27 protein-coding genes and 1 riboswitch are annotated in these 23,950 nt (G+C 46.9%); of the genes, 7 read left to right on the top strand and 20 right to left on the bottom strand.

What is annotated here, in order from left to right:
• Window positions 1-120 precede the first annotated feature (120 nt).
• The 5 genes from moeA (at window position 121) to FS373_RS25135 (ending at window position 4,846) form a co-directional block, all read left to right on the top strand.
• Window positions 121-1,365, top strand: a complete 1,245-nt coding sequence (moeA, locus tag FS373_RS25155) for a molybdopterin molybdotransferase MoeA (protein ID WP_152830850.1) — start codon at window positions 121-123, stop codon at window positions 1,363-1,365.
• Between the two features lie 91 nt (window positions 1,366-1,456).
• Complete coding sequence (gene moeB, locus FS373_RS25150; protein ID WP_152830849.1) at window positions 1,457-2,224, top strand: molybdopterin-synthase adenylyltransferase MoeB; 768 nt, start codon at window positions 1,457-1,459, stop codon at window positions 2,222-2,224.
• 162 nt (window positions 2,225-2,386) lie between these two features.
• Window positions 2,387-2,824, top strand: a complete 438-nt coding sequence (locus FS373_RS25145; protein WP_144048560.1) for a DUF2057 family protein — start codon at window positions 2,387-2,389, stop codon at window positions 2,822-2,824.
• Window positions 2,825-3,208: 384 nt separating this feature from the next.
• Window positions 3,209-3,808, top strand: coding sequence for a DUF333 domain-containing protein (locus tag FS373_RS25140; RefSeq protein ID WP_144048561.1), 600 nt, complete (start codon window positions 3,209-3,211; stop codon window positions 3,806-3,808).
• A 33-nt stretch (window positions 3,809-3,841) separates the two neighbouring features.
• Window positions 3,842-4,846 carry a phosphotransferase family protein gene (locus tag FS373_RS25135; RefSeq protein WP_144048562.1) on the top strand — a complete coding sequence of 335 codons (1,005 nt, stop codon included), beginning with the start codon at window positions 3,842-3,844 and terminating at the stop codon, window positions 4,844-4,846.
• Here the strand turns inward: FS373_RS25135 and FS373_RS25130 are convergent.
• The 7 genes from FS373_RS25130 to FS373_RS25100 form a co-directional block, all read right to left on the bottom strand.
• A complete protein-coding gene (locus FS373_RS25130; protein WP_144048563.1) occupies window positions 4,843-5,577 on the bottom strand; it encodes a hypothetical protein in 735 nt (244 codons plus the stop codon). The genes FS373_RS25135 and FS373_RS25130 overlap by 4 nt on opposite strands.
• Window positions 5,574-6,056 (bottom strand): RNA polymerase sigma factor, encoded by a 483-nt coding sequence (locus FS373_RS25125; protein ID WP_185976921.1) that lies wholly within the window; start codon window positions 6,054-6,056, stop codon window positions 5,574-5,576. The genes FS373_RS25130 and FS373_RS25125 overlap by 4 nt, the downstream gene beginning before the upstream one ends.
• Window positions 6,057-6,815 (bottom strand): putative DNA-binding domain-containing protein, encoded by a 759-nt coding sequence (locus FS373_RS25120; protein ID WP_152830848.1) that lies wholly within the window; start codon window positions 6,813-6,815, stop codon window positions 6,057-6,059.
• Window positions 6,806-7,675 carry a DUF692 domain-containing protein gene (locus tag FS373_RS25115; protein WP_152830847.1) on the bottom strand — a complete coding sequence of 290 codons (870 nt, stop codon included), beginning with the start codon at window positions 7,673-7,675 and terminating at the stop codon, window positions 6,806-6,808. Before FS373_RS25115 ends, FS373_RS25120 begins: the two co-directional genes overlap by 10 nt.
• Window positions 7,675-7,959: a DUF2282 domain-containing protein gene (locus FS373_RS25110; protein WP_144048566.1), complete on the bottom strand. Its 285-nt coding sequence runs from the start codon at window positions 7,957-7,959 to the stop codon at window positions 7,675-7,677. The genes FS373_RS25115 and FS373_RS25110 overlap by 1 nt, the downstream gene beginning before the upstream one ends.
• A gap of 235 nt (window positions 7,960-8,194) precedes the next feature.
• The gene (gene gltS / locus FS373_RS25105; RefSeq protein WP_144048567.1) at window positions 8,195-9,418 is read right to left on the bottom strand and encodes a sodium/glutamate symporter; all 1,224 of its coding nucleotides are present in this window, start codon (window positions 9,416-9,418) and stop codon (window positions 8,195-8,197) included.
• Between the two features lie 401 nt (window positions 9,419-9,819).
• Complete coding sequence (locus FS373_RS25100; RefSeq protein WP_152830868.1) at window positions 9,820-10,005, bottom strand: DUF2986 domain-containing protein; 186 nt, start codon at window positions 10,003-10,005, stop codon at window positions 9,820-9,822.
• Window positions 10,006-10,321: 316 nt separating this feature from the next.
• On the opposite strand from FS373_RS25100, the gene FS373_RS25095 reads away from it, so the two are divergent.
• The gene (locus FS373_RS25095; protein ID WP_152830846.1) at window positions 10,322-12,478 is read left to right on the top strand and encodes a TonB-dependent receptor; all 2,157 of its coding nucleotides are present in this window, start codon (window positions 10,322-10,324) and stop codon (window positions 12,476-12,478) included.
• 85 nt (window positions 12,479-12,563) lie between these two features.
• Here the strand turns inward: FS373_RS25095 and FS373_RS25090 are convergent, their stop codons facing one another.
• The 13 genes from FS373_RS25090 to moaA form a co-directional block, all read right to left on the bottom strand.
• Window positions 12,564-12,728 carry a YqaE/Pmp3 family membrane protein gene (locus FS373_RS25090; RefSeq protein ID WP_144048569.1) on the bottom strand — a complete coding sequence of 55 codons (165 nt, stop codon included), beginning with the start codon at window positions 12,726-12,728 and terminating at the stop codon, window positions 12,564-12,566.
• A 22-nt stretch (window positions 12,729-12,750) separates the two neighbouring features.
• Entirely contained in the window at window positions 12,751-13,425 is a 675-nt protein-coding gene (locus FS373_RS25085; protein ID WP_144048570.1) for a TIGR01621 family pseudouridine synthase, read from the bottom strand.
• A gap of 94 nt (window positions 13,426-13,519) precedes the next feature.
• Window positions 13,520-14,776 carry a sensor histidine kinase gene (locus FS373_RS25080; RefSeq protein WP_185977097.1) on the bottom strand — a complete coding sequence of 419 codons (1,257 nt, stop codon included), beginning with the start codon at window positions 14,774-14,776 and terminating at the stop codon, window positions 13,520-13,522.
• Between the two features lie 49 nt (window positions 14,777-14,825).
• Complete coding sequence (locus FS373_RS25075; RefSeq protein WP_144048571.1) at window positions 14,826-15,503, bottom strand: response regulator transcription factor; 678 nt, start codon at window positions 15,501-15,503, stop codon at window positions 14,826-14,828.
• A 9-nt stretch (window positions 15,504-15,512) separates the two neighbouring features.
• Window positions 15,513-16,049, bottom strand: a complete 537-nt coding sequence (locus FS373_RS25070) for a PepSY domain-containing protein (protein WP_144048572.1) — start codon at window positions 16,047-16,049, stop codon at window positions 15,513-15,515.
• A 201-nt stretch (window positions 16,050-16,250) separates the two neighbouring features.
• A complete protein-coding gene (locus FS373_RS25065) occupies window positions 16,251-16,601 on the bottom strand; it encodes a NirD/YgiW/YdeI family stress tolerance protein (protein WP_144048573.1) in 351 nt (116 codons plus the stop codon).
• 130 nt (window positions 16,602-16,731) lie between these two features.
• Entirely contained in the window at window positions 16,732-17,841 is a 1,110-nt protein-coding gene (locus FS373_RS25060; protein ID WP_144048574.1) for an ABC transporter ATP-binding protein, read from the bottom strand.
• A 60-nt stretch (window positions 17,842-17,901) separates the two neighbouring features.
• On the bottom strand, window positions 17,902-18,582 hold the full coding sequence (gene modB / locus FS373_RS25055; protein WP_144048575.1) for a molybdate ABC transporter permease subunit: 681 nt from the start codon (window positions 18,580-18,582) through the stop codon (window positions 17,902-17,904).
• Window positions 18,583-18,585: 3 nt separating this feature from the next.
• A complete protein-coding gene (modA, locus tag FS373_RS25050; protein WP_152830845.1) occupies window positions 18,586-19,449 on the bottom strand; it encodes a molybdate ABC transporter substrate-binding protein in 864 nt (287 codons plus the stop codon).
• A gap of 61 nt (window positions 19,450-19,510) precedes the next feature.
• Window positions 19,511-19,978 (bottom strand): molybdopterin synthase catalytic subunit MoaE, encoded by a 468-nt coding sequence (gene moaE / locus FS373_RS25045; protein WP_152830844.1) that lies wholly within the window; start codon window positions 19,976-19,978, stop codon window positions 19,511-19,513.
• Between the two features lies 1 nt (window position 19,979).
• Window positions 19,980-20,231 (bottom strand): molybdopterin synthase sulfur carrier subunit, encoded by a 252-nt coding sequence (moaD, locus tag FS373_RS25040; RefSeq protein ID WP_144048577.1) that lies wholly within the window; start codon window positions 20,229-20,231, stop codon window positions 19,980-19,982.
• 29 nt (window positions 20,232-20,260) lie between these two features.
• The gene (gene moaC / locus FS373_RS25035; RefSeq protein ID WP_144048578.1) at window positions 20,261-20,737 is read right to left on the bottom strand and encodes a cyclic pyranopterin monophosphate synthase MoaC; all 477 of its coding nucleotides are present in this window, start codon (window positions 20,735-20,737) and stop codon (window positions 20,261-20,263) included.
• A 195-nt stretch (window positions 20,738-20,932) separates the two neighbouring features.
• Entirely contained in the window at window positions 20,933-21,913 is a 981-nt protein-coding gene (gene moaA, locus FS373_RS25030) for a GTP 3',8-cyclase MoaA (RefSeq protein WP_144048579.1), read from the bottom strand.
• Window positions 21,901-22,034, bottom strand: a riboswitch (molybdenum cofactor riboswitch). Its footprint overlaps the gene before it by 13 nt.
• Window positions 22,035-22,258: 224 nt before the next feature.
• On the opposite strand from moaA, the gene FS373_RS25025 reads away from it, so the two are divergent.
• Window positions 22,259-23,908, top strand: coding sequence for an electron transfer flavoprotein-ubiquinone oxidoreductase (locus FS373_RS25025; protein ID WP_144048580.1), 1,650 nt, complete (start codon window positions 22,259-22,261; stop codon window positions 23,906-23,908).
• The last annotated feature ends 42 nt before the right edge of the window (window positions 23,909-23,950 follow it).

Here is a 23,950-nt window from a genome sequence, read left to right as displayed (position 1 = left end):
AAAACTGACGTTGAGATCATAGTCTTCTGATATCAGCGTGGCATAATGTCCGCTAACTTTCGCTTTTACTAATGTCGCGTATTTTTACGTGAAATTATAAATTCCTCATAAGGTAGCCAGATGCCCACTAAAGCCGATCCATGCTCTCAACCTAGCCTCATGCATCCAGATAAAGCGATTGCACTACTACTCGAGCAAGTGAATCCACTGGAAGACTCAGAAGTCGTGCAACTTTCCCAAGGGCTAGGACGAGTATTGGCCGAAGACTTAGCATCTAGCATAGACCTGCCTCCCTTCAATAACTCGTCCATGGACGGTTACGCCTTTCGCTTCGAAGATCTTGCCAACAATGAGAGCCTAAATTTAATTGGGCAGTCCTTCGCAGGCCATCCATTCGAGGGAGAAGCGAAACCTAATACCTGCATTCGCATCATGACAGGTGCACCTCTGCCCGTGGGCTACGATACCGTGCAGATGCATGAGAAGGTCGAAGCGAAGGAGATGGCTATCTTTATCGAGTCCCCTAAAGCCATAGGAGCCAACGTGCGCTATCGTGGCGAAGAAGTTACAACAGGTGGCAAGGTATTAGTCAGCGGCACTCTGATTGGCGCCGCCGAACTCGGCGTGCTAGCCACCATAGGCACCAACCAAATACGTGTGGCACGCCAGGTAAAAGTCGCCTTCTTCTCTACCGGAGATGAACTTAGACCCGTAGGAACAGAGTTGGCCCCAGGCCAGATCTATGACTCGAACCGATACAGCATTCGTGGGCTACTCAGCCGAGCCAACGTCGAATGGATCGATATGGGCGTGGTTAAAGACGATCCCGAAGCGATACGTGAAGCATTCAGAAATGCCTCAGCCAATGCCGATATGGTGCTCACCTCGGGTGGAGTCTCCGTAGGAGATGCCGATTATACTAAACAAGTACTCGATGAAGTGGGTGAAATCACGTTTTGGAAGCTGGCCATCAAACCAGGTAAGCCCTTCGCCTTCGGTAAGCTAGGTAAAGCCGTCTTCTGTGGCCTGCCAGGTAATCCGGTATCCTCCATGGTGACCTTCTACAAGCTAGTATGGCCTCTGCTCATCAAGATGCAGGGACTCCCCCAGACCAAGCCACTACAACTAAAGGCCACATTGAAGGGAGATCTGCGTAAATATCCTGGACGTGTAGAATATCAGCGCGGCATCTTAAGCCAAGATGATAAGGGTGAATTCGAAGTCAGCTTAACTGGGGGCCAAGGCTCAGGCATGCTCACCTCCATGAGCTTAGCGAACTGCTTCGTCATACTTAGCCAAGAGCAAGGCGATACCTCAGACGGTACGATCGTTACGGTTGAGCCTTTCAATTCAGTCCTTTGCTAATTAAGCGATTGCTAGCAGTTAGCTTAAACGATGACATGGCTAGCTGATCCCTAGCCTATTTCTAACCAAGACAAGCATCAGGAAAACAGATATGAGTTCGACACCCAATAACGATGAGATCTTGTCTGACAGTGAGATGCTTAGATACAGTCGCCAGATCTCTATCAAGGCGATGGATTTCGAAGGCCAGGAGAAGCTCAAACTCGCTAAGGTGCTGATTATCGGTGCCGGAGGCCTGGGGTGCGCCGCCAGCCAATATCTTGCGGTAGCTGGTGTGGGGAACATGACTTTAGTCGATTTCGATACCGTCGAGTTATCCAACCTGCAGAGGCAAGTGCTACATCAAGACAAGAATATCGGTCAAGCTAAGGTCGAATCAGCCAGAGAAACCCTGAGTGAGCTCAACCCTCATATTCAGATAGATATCATCGATGCTGTGCTGGACGATACCGAGATAGACAAGCTAGTTGCTCAACATGGCTTGGTATTGGACTGCACAGATAACGTGGCGGTACGTGAACAACTCAATAGCAGCTGCTTCAGGCATAAGGTTCCACTCGTTTCCGCCGCCGCTATTCGCATGGAAGGCACAGTGACGGTATTCGATTATCAGGATGAGCATCCCTGCTATCACTGCTTTAGCAAGCTCTTCGGTGAGCAGCATCTCACCTGTGTCGAATCTGGCATACTCGCCCCCGTCGTCGGTATGATAGGTTGCCTGCAGGCAGTCGAGGCCATCAAGGTGATCACTAAGATGGGTAAGCCTCTGCTGGGACGCATATTAATGATAGATGCCATGACCATGGAGTTCCGCGAGATGAAACTAGGTAAACAGGTAAACTGTGAGATCTGTGGCTAAGCTTGAATAGTTCTAGGTTCTAGCAGGCACTAAAAATTTAATCTTAAAAAAGTGAAAAAACTCTTTGACCTTCCCCTAGAGGGAGACATTATTCTGCTTTCAACGGGTTAACAACCCAGTCGCTACTAACTGAAAGCTTACGAATAATATCTGGAGTTAACTATGAACTTACTGACTAAAACTATCTTATCTGCCGTGATCGCAATCTCTTCAACTTCGGCGTTTGCCGCGAGCCTCTCAATGCCAAGCAGTATGCAAGTATCTGAGATTAACGGAATTAAAGTTGCTAATGCCCAGGAGTTCAAATTAGCCCAAGGCCAGAACCTGATAAAACTCAGATATATCGAAGACTTCGCCTTCAACGCCGACGACTCGGGTGCACTAGTCAAGTCTAAGCCACTATTTTTGAATGTAGCGGCACAGGAAGGAGTCAAGTACACAGTGACACTACCCGAACTGATGACACAGAATGAAGCGCGAGATTTCATTAAAAACCCTGTAATTCAGGTGAGCGATGAAAATGGACTGACCCGTACTGACAACCTATCTAGCCAGTATCAATTAATGGCAGCCATGTTCAAACAAGATACCCAGATGTGACCTGCTTACTGGATAATAAAATAGTAATAGCCCAGATACATAGGCCTACTTAGAGGTATTAGCTAACACTCTTGCTAATACCTCAGAGCCGACTCTTACAAAGCCTTTTATACACGAGCATTTATAAAAAAACATTCAAGCTCCCGAGCCTCTCACCAGAATCAGAAAAACTGCAGCCATATTCACAGCTTCTTTATGATATTCCGTATCCTTGTCGATTAACTCACTTCTGGGTTAAAGTAAATCCATAAAACTGATGGCTATTTTCTGTATTGAATGAATTAATCCCCCCAAAACAAGCAGAAAATTAACCCTTTTATGGATATGACTCGTTACTAACAGCATAAATTAGTAATTCAGCTCTTCAACGGAGAATCGAAGGATATGATTAAACCAGCCTCAATTACCCTGCTTATTGCCAGCGCCCTAATGCTTAGTGCCTGCAATCAAGATAAACCAGCCACAGCAGAAGAAACCCAGGCATTCACAGACAAGGTGGTAGTAACTGCCGTCGACACAGTGGTTGCACTAGCCAACCCCGCCTCAGAGAATCCAGCCGCCGCTTATTGTGAGTTTCTTCAGGGAAAGCTAGATCTTCCTACGGGTGTCTGTACCTTGCCAAGCGGCGAAGCTATAGAACATTGGGAGCTATTCAAGCGTGATCATCAGCAGACTAAGCCTCAAATAGGTATCGCCAATCCAGCCTCTGTCTATTGCGAATCTGTCGATGGAAAGTTAGATCTTCCTACTGGTGTCTGTACTCTGCCAAATGGCGAAGCCCTGGATCAGTGGGAGCTTCTAAAGCGTGATCACAAACAGACTAAGCCTCAGATAGGTATCGCCAATCCAGCCTCTGTCTATTGCGAATCTCTAGATGGAAAACTAGAATTATCTACAAGCATTTGTACCTTGCCAAGTGGCGAAGCCCTAGATGAGTGGAAGCTATTCAGGCGTGATCATAAACAGACTAAGCCAACGAGTTAATATTCACTCGAATAAAAAGGACCATCAGACCAGATGCCGAGATTACCAAGAGATCCCTCCTATGAGTTGGCTTGTGATATCAGCGATAACTGGATTTTAGATGATTGGCGCCCCGTTCTCGACACTATCTGTATCAGGCATGGCATAAATGCTATCCATATGAGTCAAAACTTCGAAGGCACTAACCCTGTCTTCGAGTTGACTCAAACTTCGAGTGCCGGAGACTTAGATAAGGCTAATAAATCCTTTATCGTTAAACTTTTAGCGCCTAACTTTCATGTACAGTATCAGAGCGAATACCTGAGCCTCAAGTTACTCAACCAGCACAGATTGGGGGTCAAGGTACCTAAGCTGTTTTACTTCGGGGATGTCGACAATTGGCTCTACCTGGTGATAGAGAAGCTAGATGGCGTCATGCTCTCATCTGTACTCACAGAGCTTTCTGTCGAGGAACGATGCGATATCGCACTGGAGCTGGGTCACTTCAGTAAACAGTTACATCGGCTCCCCGAGCAAAGCATCGAAGGCTTAAGGCTGGATTGGCCAGACTTTATCCGATTACAAATCGATAAATGCCATGAGAAACGTAAGAGACAAGGCCTGCCAGAGCCTTTACTTGAAGAGTTAAATGCCTACCTTGCCCGGCATACAGATAAATTGGCTACCAGCCTTAATAAATCCGATGCACACCTGATACATACAGATCTGCATCCGGGTAACTTATTGGTTAACAAGCACGAGGGGCGGTATCGATTCACCGGGATCATAGATTTTGGTGATGCCCTAGCCTGCCCTGATCCTGTGTTTGAATTTACCTCACCAGCATTACTACTCGCCCTGGGTGAGCCCAGAATATTCCACGCCTATCTCGATGGTTACGGTTATCAAGGCAAACGAGATACCCGCTTACAGCAACACATGATGATGCTCAGCCTGTTAAGACACACAGGTGACATGAACTACATGCTGCAACACGTTCCAGATTGTAGCGACGAGAAAAGCTGGCAGGCACTGGAAACTAAGTTTTTCCCGCTTTAATCAAGGTTCTTGGCTTCGGCCATCAGCAAGCCTTTTTCGACCCAAAGTGAGACACTGACCCCCTTAACATCTATCGATAGTGGCGCTTCTCCTTGCTCTATTTTAGGTATATCACCATAGAGCTTAGGATCATAGGCGACCTCATACAAAGTGACCTTCTGCCCTTTATCCGTTCGATAACGGATCTGCGCTGCCGTAACCCCTTGAATCGAGCAGTAGCGCCCACCTAACATGGTGTAATTTTTCTTAGCAAACAGTTCGGAGCGCACAACAGAGAAATCGAGTTGGGTAAAATAATCACGCAGGGGAGCCAATCGATCCGATTTCAGTTCCATAGGCTTCATCTTGATATGGTTCATGGCAACTTCGTCGGCGATCTTCCAGCTAATATACCGGGAGCCAGGATAAAAATTCACACTCAGCATAAATACCAAGACCAGACTCGCCGTGAGGGCTAATAAGGAATATTTTCCTCTATTGGCTTTTAGGTGACTCCTTGTTGACCCATATTCCTGAAGCTGTTCACTGATATATGCCGGCTTACTCGAATGATGGCCGGCCCTTAAGGCACCTGTTTGTTCAAGGTTTCTTGTGCTCTGTTCTTCGAGGTGCCCGGCAAGCAGCAGCTCAAACTTAGCTAGCTGCTCATCATCGAGTGATTCCTGCTCAATATACGACTTCGCCGCTTGTTTGAAGCAAACGTCCATACTTCCTGAGCCTAAGTTACTCATGATGATGCCTCTTTAAGCCAGCCACGACTTAGGCTAACTTCGGCAACTTTCTGTTTTATTCTATGTAATCTGGACAAGACAGTGCCCCTTGGCTGATCAAGCGCCTCGCCGATCTCGGCGGCAGTATAACCGTCTATGGCCCATAGATAGAGCACCTCTCTCTCCGCGGCATTTAATAATTCAAATACTTGCTCGATAAGTCGATGTTGGATATGCAGTGACTCTAACGAAGTCTCATCTAAGAGGACTGGCCCATGCTCATCGATGGGCTCGAAGGCGATCCGATTCAGGCGTCGACACTCATCGACAAACTGATTCCGAATAATCTTGCGGATATAGGCATGGGAATACTCGGGCACTTTGCCGCATCTGAGCCATTTTTCCAAGGAGGTCTGTAACAGGTCTTCGGCGCGTCCACGATCGGCAGTCAAACAGAAGCTGTACCTATATAGGCCTTGCAGCTGCTCTCGAGTCAGCATTTACACCCATTCCCGTACGATAAATCCACACACCCAGCCTCTGGCTATCCATTGTGGCAAGCTACTCATATCGAGTCCTCTCTGTGTCATCTCTCCTAGGCTCTCACCACAAGCGATGGCATCCAGAAGCCTAAAGTCTTGCTCAGATAGGAGATTAACCTGAGGTTTAAACGGGTCTCGAGATACACTCAGAAAATATTCGGTATCTGAGTTATCTATTGATGAAGGCTCATGCTGATGAGCTAGCCAGATCTCATAAAGTGGGAAACTAGACTCCAGAATAAAGATATCCGGCCTGAGCTGCATAACGACATCTTGATGTTGCTCCTCGGCCAACTCCGCCATTTGAACTATCAGCTGGCAGTCAAGATTATCTGCGGCGTAGTAGCTAAGCTGTAATGACCACTCCAGCCTGGCGACCTCAGCCAAATATCGCACCTTTTCAAATTCTGGCCGCCTTGCTGTGATCCCATGCAAAAACAGAGGAAAAGCTTCACCATAGCAGTTCAAGTTACTGTCTAGCATGGGGTGGGTTTGAATGTAGTCCCGCGCGAGCCGAGAGAAACAGACCTCGCCGACTAATTGTTGGCAGATGGGAAAGGAGATCGATAGCGCTGCGGTTAGCGCCTGTAATGAGTTGTTACGATACACATCCAGTCGACTCGCCAGAGCTGGATCGACTAAGGACAATAGTCCCTTATCACTTCCCCCTTGTCTCAAGGCGTTGATGAAGGACTCTTGCCACTGAGCTAGGCGCATCGCTTTCCTCCTCTATTCGACAACTCTGGCTCAGTAACAAGAGCTGCATCTAAAATTTCTGCCGCGATCAACCGTTCGGCTAACAGCCTCTCGAGAGGAGGTAAATCACTGTCCCATTCGATCATACTGGGAATATGGCCATTTTGGGCAATGAATTGTTTGAAAGCCTGCCACACTCTTTCATCCACAGGATGATTATGGGCATCGAGCAGGTAGTCTCCCTTGTCATGAAAACCCGCAAGATGTATCTGCTTGACTCGCTCTACCGGAATCACATCCATAAATGCCTGCATATCCTGATTAAGGTTTTTGCTGGTGACAAAGGCATTATTGATATCCAGCAGCAAGTAACAATCGGCTTCTTGGGCTACCGCGGCAATAAACTCCCCCTCAGTCATCTCATTAAATTGACAACTCACATAGGTAGACACGTTTTCCAGCAGAATTCTTTCACCCATAAAATCCTGCACCTGAATAATACGCCGACTAAGGTGCTCAACGGCTTCTTGGGTATAGGGCAAAGGAAGAAGATCTGGAACCTTGAGGTTAGCATTACCCGAGAAGCTGGCATGCTCTGAATACCAGAGGGCTCCGGTCTGCTGCTTTAAAGCTTTAACTTGCTGCAGATAGCTAAAATCGATTGGTGCAGGGCCGCCAAGAGACAGACCGACGCTATGCAGAACTATTGGATAGCGCTCTGCTATAGCCTCCAGCATATGCTTATTTAGCCCTCCCTCGACGAGCCAGTTATCAACCAGCACCTCGAGCCAGGGAATATCGGTCTCATCGGCAGCCAAGATCTGCTGCACATGGGGGAGACGCAGGCCAATGCCGGCGCCACTCAGACTCCCCCGACTCATTAAGATTTAGCCGGCTTGACTGCTTTAACTTCACCACCAGTGATCTTGTCACAGGTGCCGGAAGGTACATACACCCATTCATTGGGTAAGTTGTCCGCCTTAGACTGGCCCGCACAGCCATGGCTGCCATCCAGTGCACCACAATCATTGGCACCAGCTTTGGCAATACCAGCACATTTCTCCCATTCGGTAGGTTGATCCGGTACCGCATTGGCACCGACGGAAAGACCTGCGGCCAAAATACCTGCCACAGTTAAACCAAGCGCTTTATTTGAAGATTTCATCTAGTTCAGTCCTTTATAGAAAGTGAAGTGTTCACCCCTATAACGAATAGCAGATAATTTTGATTGCATGATTTTATTTTTAAACAGAATAAATAAAAACATAAGGAATTGAAGGCTAACGGCAGTGGTCGATTGAGCTGGCATGGTGAAATGAGGAAGATAAACTGAAAGTGCAGAGAAAGATGAATCTAAAAAGATAAACTCCCTCAAACAAGGGAGTTAGGTATCGGTAACCTTAAACGATGAAGCTTATATAGCCCTGCAAGATAATCGCATTAACGATATCGATGAAGAAGGCGCCAACAATAGGAACCACCATAAAGGCTTGAGGTGATGGACCCGTTCTGGTCACTAGAGCTCCCATATTCATCACGGCAGTAGGCGTCGCCCCCATGCCGAAACCACAATGACCACCCGCCATTACCGCGGCGTCGTAATTGCTGCCCATCAGGCGAAAAGTCACGAAATAGGCAAATAGAGCCAAAATCACGGTCTGCACCATAAGGATTATCAGCAGGGGAATCGCCAGATCGAATATCTCCCATAGCTTAAGATTCATCAGTGCCATAGCCAGAAACAATGACAGTGAGACCGTACCTAAGATATCGACGCATTCACTGTTAATCTTATAGCCGCGAGATACCTCAGTGATGTTAGTGATCACCACACCGATGAACAGGGCGTAGACAAAGTCAGGCATTTTTAGCCAACTAATATCCATTGTCGCCACCAGAGTGCCTATCCACTTAGCCCCGGCCACACAAAACAGCAGGATAAACAGGACCTCAAGAATACTCTTAGCGGTAACCCTATCCTCTTCTAACTGATCATAAGTCACTAGATCGGGGTGATCTTTATGGTGATTACCACCGACACCATATGAGGAAACAAGATTATTTTTGTTAATCAGCCTCTGGGCCACTGGACCACCTATGATCCCGCCCATGACCAAACCAAAGGTCGCAGCAGCCATAGCAAACTCTAGGGTATTAATGCCATAGTCTTCAGAGAAGGTTTGTGCCCAAGCAGCACCAGTGCCATGGCCACCCGAAAGTGTAATGGAACCGGCTATCAAGCCCATCAGGGGCTCTAAGCCCAAGGCGGCAGCCATACTCACGCCGACGGCATTCTGAATAACGATATAGAGAGAGGCGATCCCCAAGAAGATAAACACCTTACTGCCACCTTTAAGCAGCAATTTATAACTCGCTGCCAGTCCAACGGTACTGAAAAACATCAGCATCAAGGTATTTTGCATCGACAGGGTAAATTCCAACGAGATATTGTTGAAATGTAAGACAGTGATGATAGTTGCGACGATAAGGCCGCCGACAATAGGCTCAGGAATATTGTACTTTCTAAAGAAAGCGACATGGCGATTAACTGAGTGCCCGATAAAAAGCACTAAAATAGCCACTAAAAACGACTCAAGTTCGCCTATAGAATAAACTGTATTCATGAAACTCCTTTTGGGATGAACAAAACTTTCATTACGACCTCAATACAAAACTTGGTAGTGATGCAAATAAGGGGGATAGGTAACGAAAACTATGCCCACTATTCTGTCTGCGATGAATAATCAGATTAATTCTCGCAGATGAGATTAGAAGCGGCACATTGTGCCACAGATCACCTTATATGGGACATTAGTGAATACTGAAAAAGAGAAGTTTATTGAAGAAAAATGCAAAAATCATGCATCTTGAGTATGATTTCCCCCCGAGTGTTAATGGGGCTGAGCGTATGTTATGCCTAATTTGAACATTTTAAACACGATTGAACAAAAAAACCTTAAGATTTCTGAGCTGACATTAAGCTCAAAAGGGAAGTTTAGGTTAATAGGTGACTAGAATATCGGGTCTAGAAAACTGGTTTAGACCCTATATCTGCACCCTGCTCTATATCGGTTTCAGTTGATTCTTTCTCAGCTAAACGATCCCGCTCGGCTTTGGATATATATTTCAGCTTATTGCTTGAGTACGATTTAGCATTGGCCTTTTTCGCTTTTTTCTTGAAATTCAGAGTTATCTTTTTTGTCCGGTTCATCTTTTTACAGCCCAGCCTATTATCAAGGTTTGGTATTATATACCCAAACCAGTTCAAACCAACAACACCTCCCCCCAAGAAAACATTTACAAAGCCACTACAACTAACGACTTAATTCAGCATTATCAGAGATGTAAATCACAACTCTCACCTTTTTCGATTAATAATCGGCACACGGATAGACAGCAAGAAAACTAGCCCATACACTAACGAGCAATACAAATCATTATCATTTACAATAGATTTACACTTAGCGTCTAATAATAAAATCCTTCGCTTAAATAGTGTTATCTAGTTTTTACCGGGATGACTAAGCATGAAGTTTACAACATCATTGATAGCGCTATCTATTGCCAGCGCAATAACACCAAATCTTGTGACAGCAGAAGAATCCGATATAGAAGTCATTACAGTGACCTCCAGCCGTATGGGCAAGCCAGTCAGTGCCATTCCGAATACGGTCACCATTATCGACAGAGAGCAGTTGGAGCAGCAGTTCAGAACCACTAAAGATCTATCGACAATTATCGGTAACTTGGCCCCTAGCTTCTCTCCCAGTCGTCAGAAGATGAGTAATACAGGTGAAACCCTGAGGGGCCGTCCGCCACTGATCATGATAGATGGAGTGCCTCAATCTAACCCGCTTCGTAGTGGTGGTCGTTCGGGCCAAACTATCGATCCCGCCATGATAGAACGTATCGAAATCATCCATGGCGCCAATGCCATGCATGGCCTAGGTGCACAGGGTGGCATCATCAACTATATAACTAAGAAGCCTACCGGCAATAATGAGCATCAAGTGAGTTTCGATGTCACAGTGCCAAATAATTTAGAATCAGATGGCATCAGCTTCGGCACCAGTTACTCCTTCTCCGGTGAGTCAGACCAGTTAGATATGATAGGCTCTGTCAGCTATCGCAACAATGGCGTCTATTACGATGCGAACGATCAGATGATCGGCGTCGACACCACCCAAGGCGAGTCCATGGACAGTCAGAGTGCCGACTTATTCATCAAGCTAGGGCATAACTTCGATGAGTCTCGTCTGGAGCTGATGGTTAATCACTATAATATGGAAAACAACGGCGACTATATGGCCGTGACCGGTGACAAAGAAAACGATATTCCCACTGGTGCCATCAAGCAAGAGCAACCTTGGGAAGCAGCCAACAATCAAGTGACCACCACTAGCCTGACCTACACCCATGAAAATATTGCTGGTCAGCAGCTCCACTTGCAATTTTTCAATCAAAATTTCGAAGCCGTATACGGTGGTGGTTGTTGGTCTGACTTTTACGACCCTAGCATGGAAGGCAGCGATCAAGTCACCGTCTGCGGCACCGGCGCTAATGGTGAATCTCTCTATTATGAGCAGTCCCGCAACAAGTCTGTTAAGTGGGGCATGAAAGCCTCAATGATCGCCAACAACATCGCCGACTCAGGCATGAATCTAGCGTACGGTATAGATATATTCAGGGATACCACAGAGCAGGATATGCTGGTTAGCGGCGCCTCTTGGGTTCCTGAAAGCACCTACGAAAATATCGCGCCCTTTGCTCAGCTTGATTATGACCTTATCGAAAACCTGACCCTATCAGGTGGTGTGCGTTACGAATATGCCAAACTCAAGGTCGATGACTATAAGACCATGTATGGCTATGGCGACAAAGAGATTGAGGGAGGCTCACCTGACTTCAATGAGACCCTATTTAATATAGGCGCTTCATACCAGATAAACCCATCGATTCGACTCTACACTAGCTTCAACCAGGGCTTCGGCATGCCGGATATCGGCCGTGTCCTACGTGACGGCGATAGCTTCCCGGATGAAAATCCGAGTATCGATGACTCACTCGCCCTAACACCAATAGTCACAGACAACATAGAGTTTGGTGCAGACTATCAGGGAGAACATTTCATCGCCAAGATCGCCTTTTATCGCTCATCGACCGACTACGGCAGTCGTATGGTAGAGAAAGAGGATGGCAGCGGCTCATTCGTGGTTAAACGCGAGAAGAGTATTATCGAAGGCATAGAATCTAATATCACCGCCTATATCGGTGACAATGATGACGTCGGCGTTAATATCGCGATTCAAAATGGCGAGTATGATTCAAACGACGATCAGAGTGTCGATACCGACCTGGACGGCGCGAATATCTCACCTAATCGCATCAACTTGTTCTGGACTCATAACTTCGACAACGATATCTCGACTCGGGTTCAGGCGAATTTCTTTATGGACAAAGACTTCAAAGATGCCAGTAATGAGATCTATTCGAGATTCGATGGCTACACTACCGTGGATGCATCTGTTGCGATTCCAGTGTACAAGGGCACCCTGAGCATAGGCATTCAAAACCTGTTAAATGAAGATTACTACACTTACTATTCTCAGACAGTAGGTAAAGACACCCGCTACTTTAAGGGAATGGGCCGCACAGCCACAATCGGTTTCACCATGCCATTCTAGAACCTAGGCCATCATCAATAAAAAACGCAGCCAATGGCTGCGTTTTTGTTCTCTTTCAAACCATTTAGCCTGTTCAAAGCTGAAACTACTTAGTCACGACCCATAATGCATGCAGTAAACCAGGAATGAAGAAGAGTATGCATAAGATGATGTTGATAAGCAGATCTTTGCCCACACCCGACTTTAAAAATACTGCAACAGGTGGCAATAGAATCGCAATGATAATTAGCAGTAGTTTATTTGTATCCATGAAAAATTCTCCCTTAATAACATCATTTTCGTTTAGGCCAGCTTAATTTCTCAGGCTCAGACCATATTTGCAACTGCTTTATGGTATCCGCAGCGGTAAATGCCTCTCCTTGTGATGGGTAACTCAAGTATCGATACTCCTTACCACCAAAGCTAAAACTTAAGCTAAAGGCATGCAGATAACCTCTATCAGATTCTGCGCCTCCATAAAGTTTATCCCCTAAGATAGGGACTCCTATGCTTGCCAAGGCGACTCTAAGCTGGTGAGTTTTACCGCTTAAAGGCTTTAGCAGATACAAGCGTAGACCCTCGGCCACAGATTGAGAGAAAAATTGCGTTAACGCCGGATTTTCTGTGGTGCGCAGCAGCTTGTACATGCTACGTCTGGATTTGGCCATATCGCCAACCACCCAACCCTGTTTCTTCTTCGGTTTCCCCTTAGCTAAGGCAACATAGTATTTTTGTACCTTATGCTGGGTAAATAGCTCGGTGAATTCAGCCGCAGCGCGACTGCTTTTAGCAAACAGGAGTAGTCCCGAAGTCAGACTATCTAGCCTATGCACAGAGTAGAGCTTGATAACCAGATCTTGCTCCAATCTTGCCATCACCCCGGCAGAGCCATCTTGGCTATGAAAATGAACATTGGCAGATTTAGCGATCACTAAGAAATCATCTTCATCGGCGACTATTTGATACATTGACTAGCACCCATTGTTTTTCCCATTCTCTATCATTACCTTACTACTAAACCGACAAAACTTAAGAAGCTTGTAGCTGTCACACGGCAGGCACTTAAAAGTTAATACGGACCACTAAACCAGGCTGGTTATCGCTGAGCGTCACCTTGGCATTATGTCTGGCGAGTATCGCTTTCACCAAAGACAGACCTAGGCCCGTGCCCTTATTATGTCGACTCGGATCAAGCCGTACCAAGCGTTCGAATACTTTTTCTGTTGCCTCGTTAGGAATTCCAGGTCCATTATCACGGATCTGAATCTCTCTACCCGCTTGCACTATCTCTATAGTCGCGCCATCACCGGCATACTTGATCGCGTTATCCACCAGATTAAATAGTGCCTGAAACAGCAGATACTTATCCCCCGTCACCTTAATATCTTCCCCCGTCGAGAGTAATAGCTTCTGTTGATTCAACTCGGCCATCGCCTCAGCCATCTCGAATAGATCTTCACACATATCCTTGATGCTCAGATCCTGTAGTTCCAACGTCTGCTGGCCCTCTTCTATCCGTGTCAGAGACAACATGGCATCGAACGTCGCCAGACAGTGATCTAGCTCTTCAGTCAAGATAGCGCAGGCTTCGGGTAACTCCTGTGAGGTCTTGTCCGGAAGTTGTTCCAAACCGATCCTTAGATGAGAAAGCGGCGTTCTGAGATCATGGGCAATATTATCCGTCGCTCCACGAACTGCAGTCAGGTTATTCTCCAGCGTATCGAGTACACCGTTAAATTTTCGTGCCAACATATCGAACTCATCTTGACGCCAACTCACAGGTAGGCGTGTAGAGTATTCGCCTTTCTCAATCAATCGACTCAATCGGTTATATTGCACCAACCTACGCAAAATCGCCTTAGAAAACAGGTAACCTAGCGCCAAAGTAAGCACAATTGTCAACATCAGGGCCGTAATTGCCACATTGACGAAGCGCTCAATAAGAGTGCCTAATTGATCGGTACGGGTCGCAATCAATACCGGCCCATAACGAGTGACCACCAGGCCACCGGTCAAAATATGTAGCTTATCCGGGCCACCAGTTAGGATAGGAAACTCACGGGTCAGGGGCAAGAGCGGCATATCGTCGGGGATCAAGCTTAACGCGCCCACGAGATCGAATGAGTTACGCCATACCACTAAGGCGGTATTGGGATCGGCAGTTTTAACTTGAATACCGAAACTTCTGCGGTCTAGCGTCAGCGCCATCTGCTGATAGCGCGCCTTTTCAGACGCGAGATGTTGATCTGTTTGCAACTCCTGCTCATTCATTAATTGGCGGTACATGCCAAACAGCAAGGTACCGATAATCAGAGTCACAAGAGCAGAAAAAATAATGGTAATGCGCCACGCACTACTCTGGTATGGCTTAATGCCCTTCACGGAGGCGATAGCCAGCACCTCTGACGGTCTCGATCAACTCACCGAAGCCCAGTTCTTCAAACTTACGTCTGAGCTTAGCTATGTGTACATCGATAACATTGGTGCGAGGATCGAAGTGATAATCCCATACTGCTTCAAACAGTAAAGTACGGCTGATCACCTGATTAGGGTGCTCCATCAAATACTTGAGTAGCTGGAACTCCTTAGGCTGTAACATAAGCTCGCTACCATCTAGCGTCACCTTACGGGTTAGCAGTTCCATCACCAGGTTGCCTACCGATAATTCGGTCTCTGTTGGCTGGGATAAGCCTCGCTGCATTAATTTTTCGGCTCGTACCAATAGCTCAGAGAAGGCAAATGGCTTAGTCATGTAATCATCACCACCGGCACGTAAGCCTTTGACTCTCTCGTCCACATGGCTGAGTGCAGACAGGATTAACACCGGAGTCTGACTACCCGTAGCCCTTAAGGCAGCCAGTAACTTGAGTCCATCAAGCTGGGGCAGCATACGATCCAAGATCACCAGATCATATTTCATGCTAGTGGCAAGCAGCAAACCTTGATGGCCATCACTGGCCGTCTCTATATTGTGCCCCTGCTCAATAAATCCTTTAACCACATATTCGATTGTGGTCGTATCATCTTCAACGAGTAAAATTTTCATGGTAGTAACTTAGTTCCATTTAAGCAGAGGTAAAGGGCGTAGAGTCTTAATATCGAAGGCTAATTTACTCTTACCATCGACATTGATAAGTTTCAATTCCAAATAACTGATGCCGAGATCATGATCCAGTTGTGCTTCGAGTATAAATGCTTGTTTGTCTTTCATGGCCTTATCCACCAGGGTGTAGAAAGTCAGTGATTTATCTTCCATCAAGTTAACGGCGATGAGTTCATCGCGATCGTCGGCTTCTAATCTTGCGACTTCCTGTGTTACCAAGCGTCCGTCTTTAGCCCTGAATTCAAATTCGGTAATGGTCTCGGCGCTGGTATCTATCATACTCAACTCATAGATGAGCTCACCATTTACCACATCTATCTCAAACTCTGAGATGATGCCAGGATACTCTTGCTCAACTTGTAATAAAAATGCCTGGGGAGTGAGGTTTCCCTCATCGGAAAGTAGTTCAAGAATCGATGTTTCGGCCCAAGCTGCTACCGAAAAACCTGATGATGAAATGAGCACTAAACCAACTAACCAACGAGCCATGGCTCCTCCAGTAAAATCTACGATATTGCTATCTTATCGCATTAAATCAAGAACAGTTAATTCAATCTAACTCGTCGATGATTAACCTAGGAAATCTTGCTATCAGCTTCACACATTGAAGCAGCTACGATTCAAGAAATAAGCTCAATAAAAATGAACTCGACAGAACTTAACCCAAATGAACTGACCGGACACAATCGGTTATTCCGCCACTAACTCTATGCTGTCAATCTCAATTTCAATACCTTGCCAATCATCATCAACCTCGCCTTTCAAAGTGACTGTGGTGTCGCTAGATACCTCGATGTCACGCCAGAGAGCATTATCGATCTCGACTTCGACTTTCCCCGAATCATCGCGAAACAGGTATTTCTCATCACCCAAACTCTTTATCAGATGACCCGTCAGTACCACTGGAGTGTCATCTTTAGCCTTACTGGCATCGGCAGCATTTTTTGCTTGGGTGCTTACCCCCGGGCCATTGTATGCCGCAAACGCAGGTAGCGTGAGTACACAGGATAAAATAATTGAACCAGTAAATTTCTTATACATGACTTGATCCCCTTTTAGTTAATGCCAATTTTAGGCGAATGACTATAAAGCCCTGATGGAATCAAGATTAATGTTTGATCATAAAGATAGGTGCTAGAGCCTGTTTACCTTTCATGAAAAATAACAGGCCCTAAGCAGGCTCTAAGATATGAATGAGTTCAGACTTGAGTGCCACTGTCGTTTCTACACCTTTAACCAGCTCAAGTTTTTGCGCAAGATAGAGAGGCACCTCGGCGTTGATCTGGTGGCGAACTCCTCTCACACTCGCGATGATCCTGACGCTTTCGCCCATGGTCAACATAGACTCTATGGTGATATCCAGCTTATTGAAACTTTTGCACAGTCGGCCTTTCTTGATCGAATTGAATCTCACCCCTTGATTGGGAATAACCCAGCGCACCTTAGCTCCCACATCCAGATGTTCAAAATAGGTACTGGCAATGAGGTGCTCACCAAATTTAAGCCAAGTTATCTGTCGCTCTTCTTCCTGAGCTATCACACAGGCATCGAAAATGTTACGTAGCCCCATTTGCTTGGCCACGGCTTCGTTGCGAGGACGCACTAATACATCATGGGGTCGACCTTGTTGCAGCATCTTTCCCTGACTGATAAGAATCATTTTATCCGCCAACAGCAAAGCCTCGTTAAGATCGTGAGTCACCATTATCACAGGAATAGCCAACTGCTCTTTTAACCTGGCCAGCTCTAAATAGAGGCGTTCGCGGGTTTCCCTATCGACTGCAGAGAAAGGCTCATCGAGTAATAATACCGAAGGTTCTCGGGCCAGAGCCCTCGCCAGTGCGACCCTCTGACGCTGACCACCCGATAGATTTGCGGGTAAACGATCCGGCAAACCATGCAAATTCACCCGTTCGAGCCACTCTTTAGCCCTAGGCTTACGTTCCGACTTGGGAATATGATCCAGTGCGGCCACCACATTTTCCATGGCGGTTAAATTAGGAAACAAACCAAAATGCTGGGGCACATAGCCTAAATGCCGCCGCTGGGGTGATAGACTTAGCTTTTTATCACTGTCATACCAGACTCGGTCCCCATAATGTATCTCGCCCGATTCAGGCTGATTGAGGCCGGCAATCATACGTAGTAAGGTCGATTTCCCGCCGCCAGAAGGGCCGACAACCGCCAACATCTCACCCGCCTTACAGGTAAATTCGGCATCTAGCTTGATATGTTTCTCTTGTTTGATGCGACAGTAAAGGTCGGCAATGTCTTGCACTATACCCTCTCCCTTATTTGCTCGAGCACACGGGAAGGAAACTGAGCATCAAGCCGAGTTGAATTAACTATGTCTCGAGCCATGCGCTCTCCCTAATCTTCTCGACATGCTTGTCGTCAGCGCAAGCACTGTGATGGCAAATAGTAGCAGCACTAAGGACATCTGCCCGGCGCTGGCAAAGTCAAATGCCTGCACACTGTCGTAAATTGAGATAGCCACGGTCTTCGTCTCACCAGCAATATTACCGCCCATCATCAAGACCACACCGAATTCTCCCAAGACATGGGAGAAGCACAGCACTAGTGCGGTTAATACCCCAGGCCACACCAGAGGCAGTTCAATTTTGAAGAGTATTTTTAAGGGACTCATGCCACAACAGGCCGCTGCATCGCGAACCTCTTGGGGGACAGATTCGAAGGCGCGTTGGATCGGCTGAATGGCGAAAGGAATATTGACTATGATCGAGGCAACCACCAAACCAGAAAAGTGAAATACCAATTGTTGACCTAATACCTGCTCCAGGAAACGTCCAAGCCAGGACTGGCTGCCCAATCCCACCAGCAGGTAATAACCTATCACAGTCGGTGGCAACACCAGAGGCACCATGATCAAGGCTTCAACCCAAGATTTACCAGTGAAGTTATGATAGGCCAGAAAACGACTCGCCAAGATAGCAAAGGGGATCAAGATGATAACGGTAACGCAGCTTAGCTTAATCGATAACCAGAGGGCTTCCCAATCCATAGACTAGCTACCTGTCTCTGGTTGAAACTGTTCTGATCCAACTGACTCAGGTTCAACTGACTTAGATTTAGCAGGCTTTGATGCATCCAGATCTGGCAAACCGAATCCAAAGTCACTGAATATCTGACGGGCACTGTCAGACTGAAGATATTGATAAAATGCTTTAGCAGTTTCTCCCGCCTTCTTGGTCAATATCATGCGCTGCGTAAGGGGAGTGTGTAACTCTTCGGGGATCACTCTATAGTGCCCCATGGCCTGGAACTGTGGGGCGATAGCCAGAGACAAGGCGATAAGCCCCCCTTGAGTTGAGCCACTCACGGCAAACTGTGCCGCTTGGGAGACATTCTCCCCGTAGATAAGCTTAGACTTAAGGCTATCCCATAACCCAAGCCCCTGAAGAACTTCTCGGGCACGCTCGCCGTAAGGAGCATGATCTGGATTTGCGATGGCAAATCTCTGCAACTTACCCGCTTTTAGCAGGGATTTTAATCCCTCTAATTCAGGATCGAGTTCTAGCGGGGAATATTTAGGTGCGGCGATAGCGAGTCGGCCCACCGCATAGAGGACACCTTCATCTAAGCTGGTATCGAACTTCTGTAGCTGGTGAATATACTTCTCATCGGCAGAGAGGAATAGTTGGAAAGGGGCACCGTGCCGGATCTGGGCGACGAAATTTCCCGAAGAGCCGTAGGAAACATTGACCTTACGACCCGTATCTTGGGTAAACAGGTTAGCGATCTCATCGAGGGCAAACTTGATATTCGATGCTGCGGCGATCGGCGGAACATCATCACTCCTAGCCGGTACAGATACCAAACTAGACACTAACACCACACATACAGATACTAGCTTAAACCAGTGCTTCATTGCCTTTCCTTACTTTGGTTGACTACAAGTGAGGGCCAAATTTATTCTTTATCCCTTAGAGTTACTCTTTTTCCCACATTTTGGCGGCTTGATCGTCAGCATCTTTAGCCTCTACCCAGTTTGCGCCCTTGTCGCCCGCCTCAAGCTTCCAGAAAGGCGCCTTAGTCTTGAGGAAATCGATAAGAAATTCGCAGGCGGCAAACGCCGCTTTTCGGTGCGCACTGGTGACACCAATAAAGACGATTTGCTCACCCAAAGCCATAGTGCCGACACGATGAATGATGGTGACATGATTTAAAGGCCAACGCTCACGAGCCTCTATGGCGATTTGATTAAGCACAGCTTCGGTCATGCCAGGATAGTGTTCTAAGGTCAGGTCGGTCACCGCGCTGCCATCGTTAAAGTCGCGCACCTTACCGACGAAAGTCACCACGGCGCCATCGCTATTATCACCTGCGATCAGCGCATACTCATAGGGCACACTAAAATCTTCAGTCTGAACTCTGACAGCATTTAACTCAGTTGCCATATTAACCTCCTGTCACAGGAGGAAAGAAGGCAACCTCATCACCATCTTCAACCGGAGTATCCCAGCTACTAATAGTCTGATTGACCGCGACCAGTAACTTATCAGAGGCTAATACTTTACCCCATTTATCATCTTTTGCGGCAAGTTGTGCGCGCAGGTCTTCTGCTGTCACAGTCGACTCACTGGCTTTTACGGCTAGTGTACTCTGACCTAATAGCTCACGAACCTGAGCAAAAAAAAGTACGTTTATCATCTTTAATATACCTTCAAAAACTGAGCGACTTAAACCTTAAAATGACCCGATTTACCACCACGTTTTTCTAGCAAACGCGTCTGGGATATCACCATATCTTTCTGTACCGCTTTGCACATATCATAGATGGTCAGAGCCGCCACAGATGCCGCCGTTAAGGCCTCCATCTCGACACCGGTTTTACCCGATAACTTACAAAGACTGGTAATACGTACCCGGCTAAATTCAGGCTGAGCTTCGAGTTCAACTTCCACCTTGGTCAACATCAGAGGGTGGCAAAGAGGAATAAGATCCGATGTCTTCTTCGCCGCCTGAATGCCTGCAATACGTGCAGTGGCGAACACATCACCCTTGTGATGACTTCCGCTCATGATCATCTCCAGAGTTTCCGCTGCCATCTCTATATAGGACTCGGCTCTAGCTTCTCTCTCTGTGACTGCTTTATCTGTCACATCAACCATATGGGCATTGCCATCGGCATTGATATGGGTAAATTCACTGCTCATTAGATTTAACCTTAATTTATTCGGCAATTACTTTTCTCACAAGCATCAAAGAGTGACAAACTCCATGCCTTGCATGTGACTCTTGTTTGATAATCACTTAAAAAATGAATGTAGAAATTATATCTGAGGCCTAACACTAAGTATTACCGAATCATGATGCATCAGGTAATACTCCAATCAGGCTGCAACAGAGGATTAGCCACCTATGGAGGCTAAGTGTTGGGTCACACCGGTAATGCCATCGTGAAGGAAATGAGTCTCCTTCTTAGCGGCTAGCTGACCATGGAGTCGCTCGACCAGCTCAGCCCTTTGATCTTGATGCTGTAACAGATCTCTAAGGTCGACACCGTTTTCGGTAAACAGACATAAGTGCAGCTTACCTTTTGCCGATACTCTCAAGCGATTACAGCTGGCGCAGAAGTGATTATCGTAGGGCATGATCAAGCCGATGCGTCCCTTATGGTCGTCACGACTGAAGTTTTGCGCGGGACCATCATCTACCGCAGGTGTATCTAAGCTCCAGCCATCTTCAACCAAAGAGGTTCTGATATCGGCTCCGGCAAGATGGTGTGCCTTGAAATAATCATGACCTAAACCTGTCTCCATCAATTCGATGAAACGCAGATCTATGGGCGTGTTTTTAATCCAGTGCAGAAACCTTGGCAGATCTTTATCGTTTAACCCCTTGAGTAATACCGCATTGATTTTTACCCGTTCGAAACCGGCTTCTAGAGCTGCATCGACACCTCGCATCACCTCATCAAACTTATTTTGACCCGTGATCTGATAAAACATACGGGGATCTAAGCTGTCTATCGACACATTGATGCGTCTTAAACCGGCGTCATACCACTCTTTGGCATTCTTTTCCAAACGATAGCCATTGGTTGTGGTTGCGATTGTCTTTATCTTGTCGTTATCGGCAACCACACGGATGATATCGGTGAAGTCTTTACGCATGGTGGGCTCACCACCTGTGATGCGGATCTTTTGCGTGCCGACGTCAGAGAATGCGCCGACCAGATTTTCTATTTCATTGAGTCCAAGAAACTGAGCACGACCGTCGGGACGGTAGCCATCGGGGAGGCAATATGTGCATTTGAAATTGCAAACGTCGGTCACCGACATCCGCAAATAGTGAAACCTTCGACCAAATTTGTCTTGTAGTTGAGACATGATCACCTTTCCAAGTTGGGGAGGTGTGATCATTTCTTTTCACACCCCGGTGGCGTAATTGCCACGGCTTAGCGTCCGTATCTGATGACGTAGGACAAGAAGCTCGGAGAACCGTCAGTGAATAATTATAGGCTTTATTGTCTTCATTCCCTAGTTTTAAAAGTGCATTTCTTGTTCAGGATCAACCGAGCGTTAACAATCTGTGACAGTGCTCACACCTCTTATTGAATCCGAGTAGACTTAAATCACTGTTTATTCTCTGTGCCATTACATGAATTTAATGTAAGGTGGAGTTAACGATTAAAACACCCGTTTAACGGGGAGAAGTGACCTAGAGGTGAAGTGATGGAACGCGAATCGATGGAATTCGATGTCGTCATTGTTGGAGCCGGCCCGGCCGGTTTAGCAACGGCGTGTCGGTTGATGCAGATATCCCAGGACAGTGGCAACGAGCTTACTGTTTGTGTTGTTGAGAAAGGCTCCGAAGTCGGTGCTCATATTCTTTCAGGAGCGGTATTCGAGCCCAAGGTACTCGGAGAACTATTCAGTGACTGGAAGGAAAAGGGCGCGCCACTCCACACCCTAGTCACTGACGACGAAATCTACATGCTGAGTTCAGATCAGAACGCTCGCCTGATGCCGAACTCCCTCGTGCCTAAAACCATGCACAACGATGGCAACTACATAATCAGTGTCGGCAACCTCTCCCGCTGGCTAGCCGAACGCGCCGAAGAGTTAGGCGTCGAGATATTTCCAGGCTTCCCCGCCAGTGAACTCCTGTTCAATGAAGACAGCAGTGTCAAAGGCATCATAATCGGCGACATGGGCGTCGGCGCCGATGGTAAACCAAAAGACAGTTATGAGCCTGGCATGGAGCTACATGCTAAATACACCATATTTAGCGAAGGTTGCCGTGGTCACTTAGGTAAGCAATTGATCGAAAATTATCATCTGGATAACGGTAAGACGCCACAGCACTACGGACTGGGCTTCAAGGAGATCTGGAAGGTACCCAATGAACAACATGAGCTAGGTAAAGTGGTTCATACTGGTGGCTGGCCCCTTACCGAAGGCGCATCCGGCGGTGGCTTCCTCTATCATTTAGAGGATAACCAAATTGCCGTGGGCCTGATCGTTGACCTCAACTATAAAAATCCGCACCTGAGTCCTTTCGATGAGTTTCAGCGTTATAAGAAACATCCTGTGATAGCCAAGTATCTTCAAGGTGGTGAGCGCATCAGTTATGGTGCAAGAGCCATCACTAAGGGCGGGTTAAATTCACTGCCTAAGATGACCTTCCCTGGTGGCCTCATCATAGGCTGTAACGCAGGAACCCTGAACTTCGCCAAGATTAAAGGCACCCACACTGCGATGAAGAGCGGCATGCTGGCTGCCGAGACCATAGCTCATGCCTTACAGGCCGGCGTCGAAGGCGGTAAAGATCTCGATTGTTATAACGAACGCTTCGACAAGAGTTGGCTACAGGCAGAACTATACAGTTCCCGCAATTTCGGCCCGGCTATGCACAAGTTCGGCACTTATCTAGGTGGCGCGTTTAACTTTATCGATCAAAACTGGTTTGGCGGTAAGTTCCCCATCACCTTAAGGGATGAGCAACCCGACTACGCACAGATGGCGGAAGTTGGCGCCTATAGTAAGATTGATTATCCTAAGCCGGATGGGAAACTCAGCTTCGATAAGCTGTCATCGGTTTACCTGTCTAATACCTTCCATGAGGAAGATCAGCTGTGCCATCTTCGTCTCAAAGATGAGCGAATTCCTGTAGACATCAACCTGGTGAAATACGACGAACCAGCACAGCGCTACTGCCCCGCTGGCGTCTATGAGATCGTCGAGGAGGAAGGTGAGAGCAAGTTCGTCATCAACGGACAAAACTGCATTCATTGCAAGACCTGTGATATTAAAGATCCGAGTCAAAATATCACTTGGGTTACCCCTGAGGGCGGCGGCGGTCCAAACTACCCTAATATGTAATCCCGTTAAAAAAAACACTCAAAAACGCGCCTGTTAATGGCG

This window comes from Shewanella sp. YLB-07, from assembly GCF_009377275.1.
The sequence above is the reverse complement of the archived record's forward strand: the minus strand, read 5'-3'. Positions and strand labels throughout refer to the sequence as shown.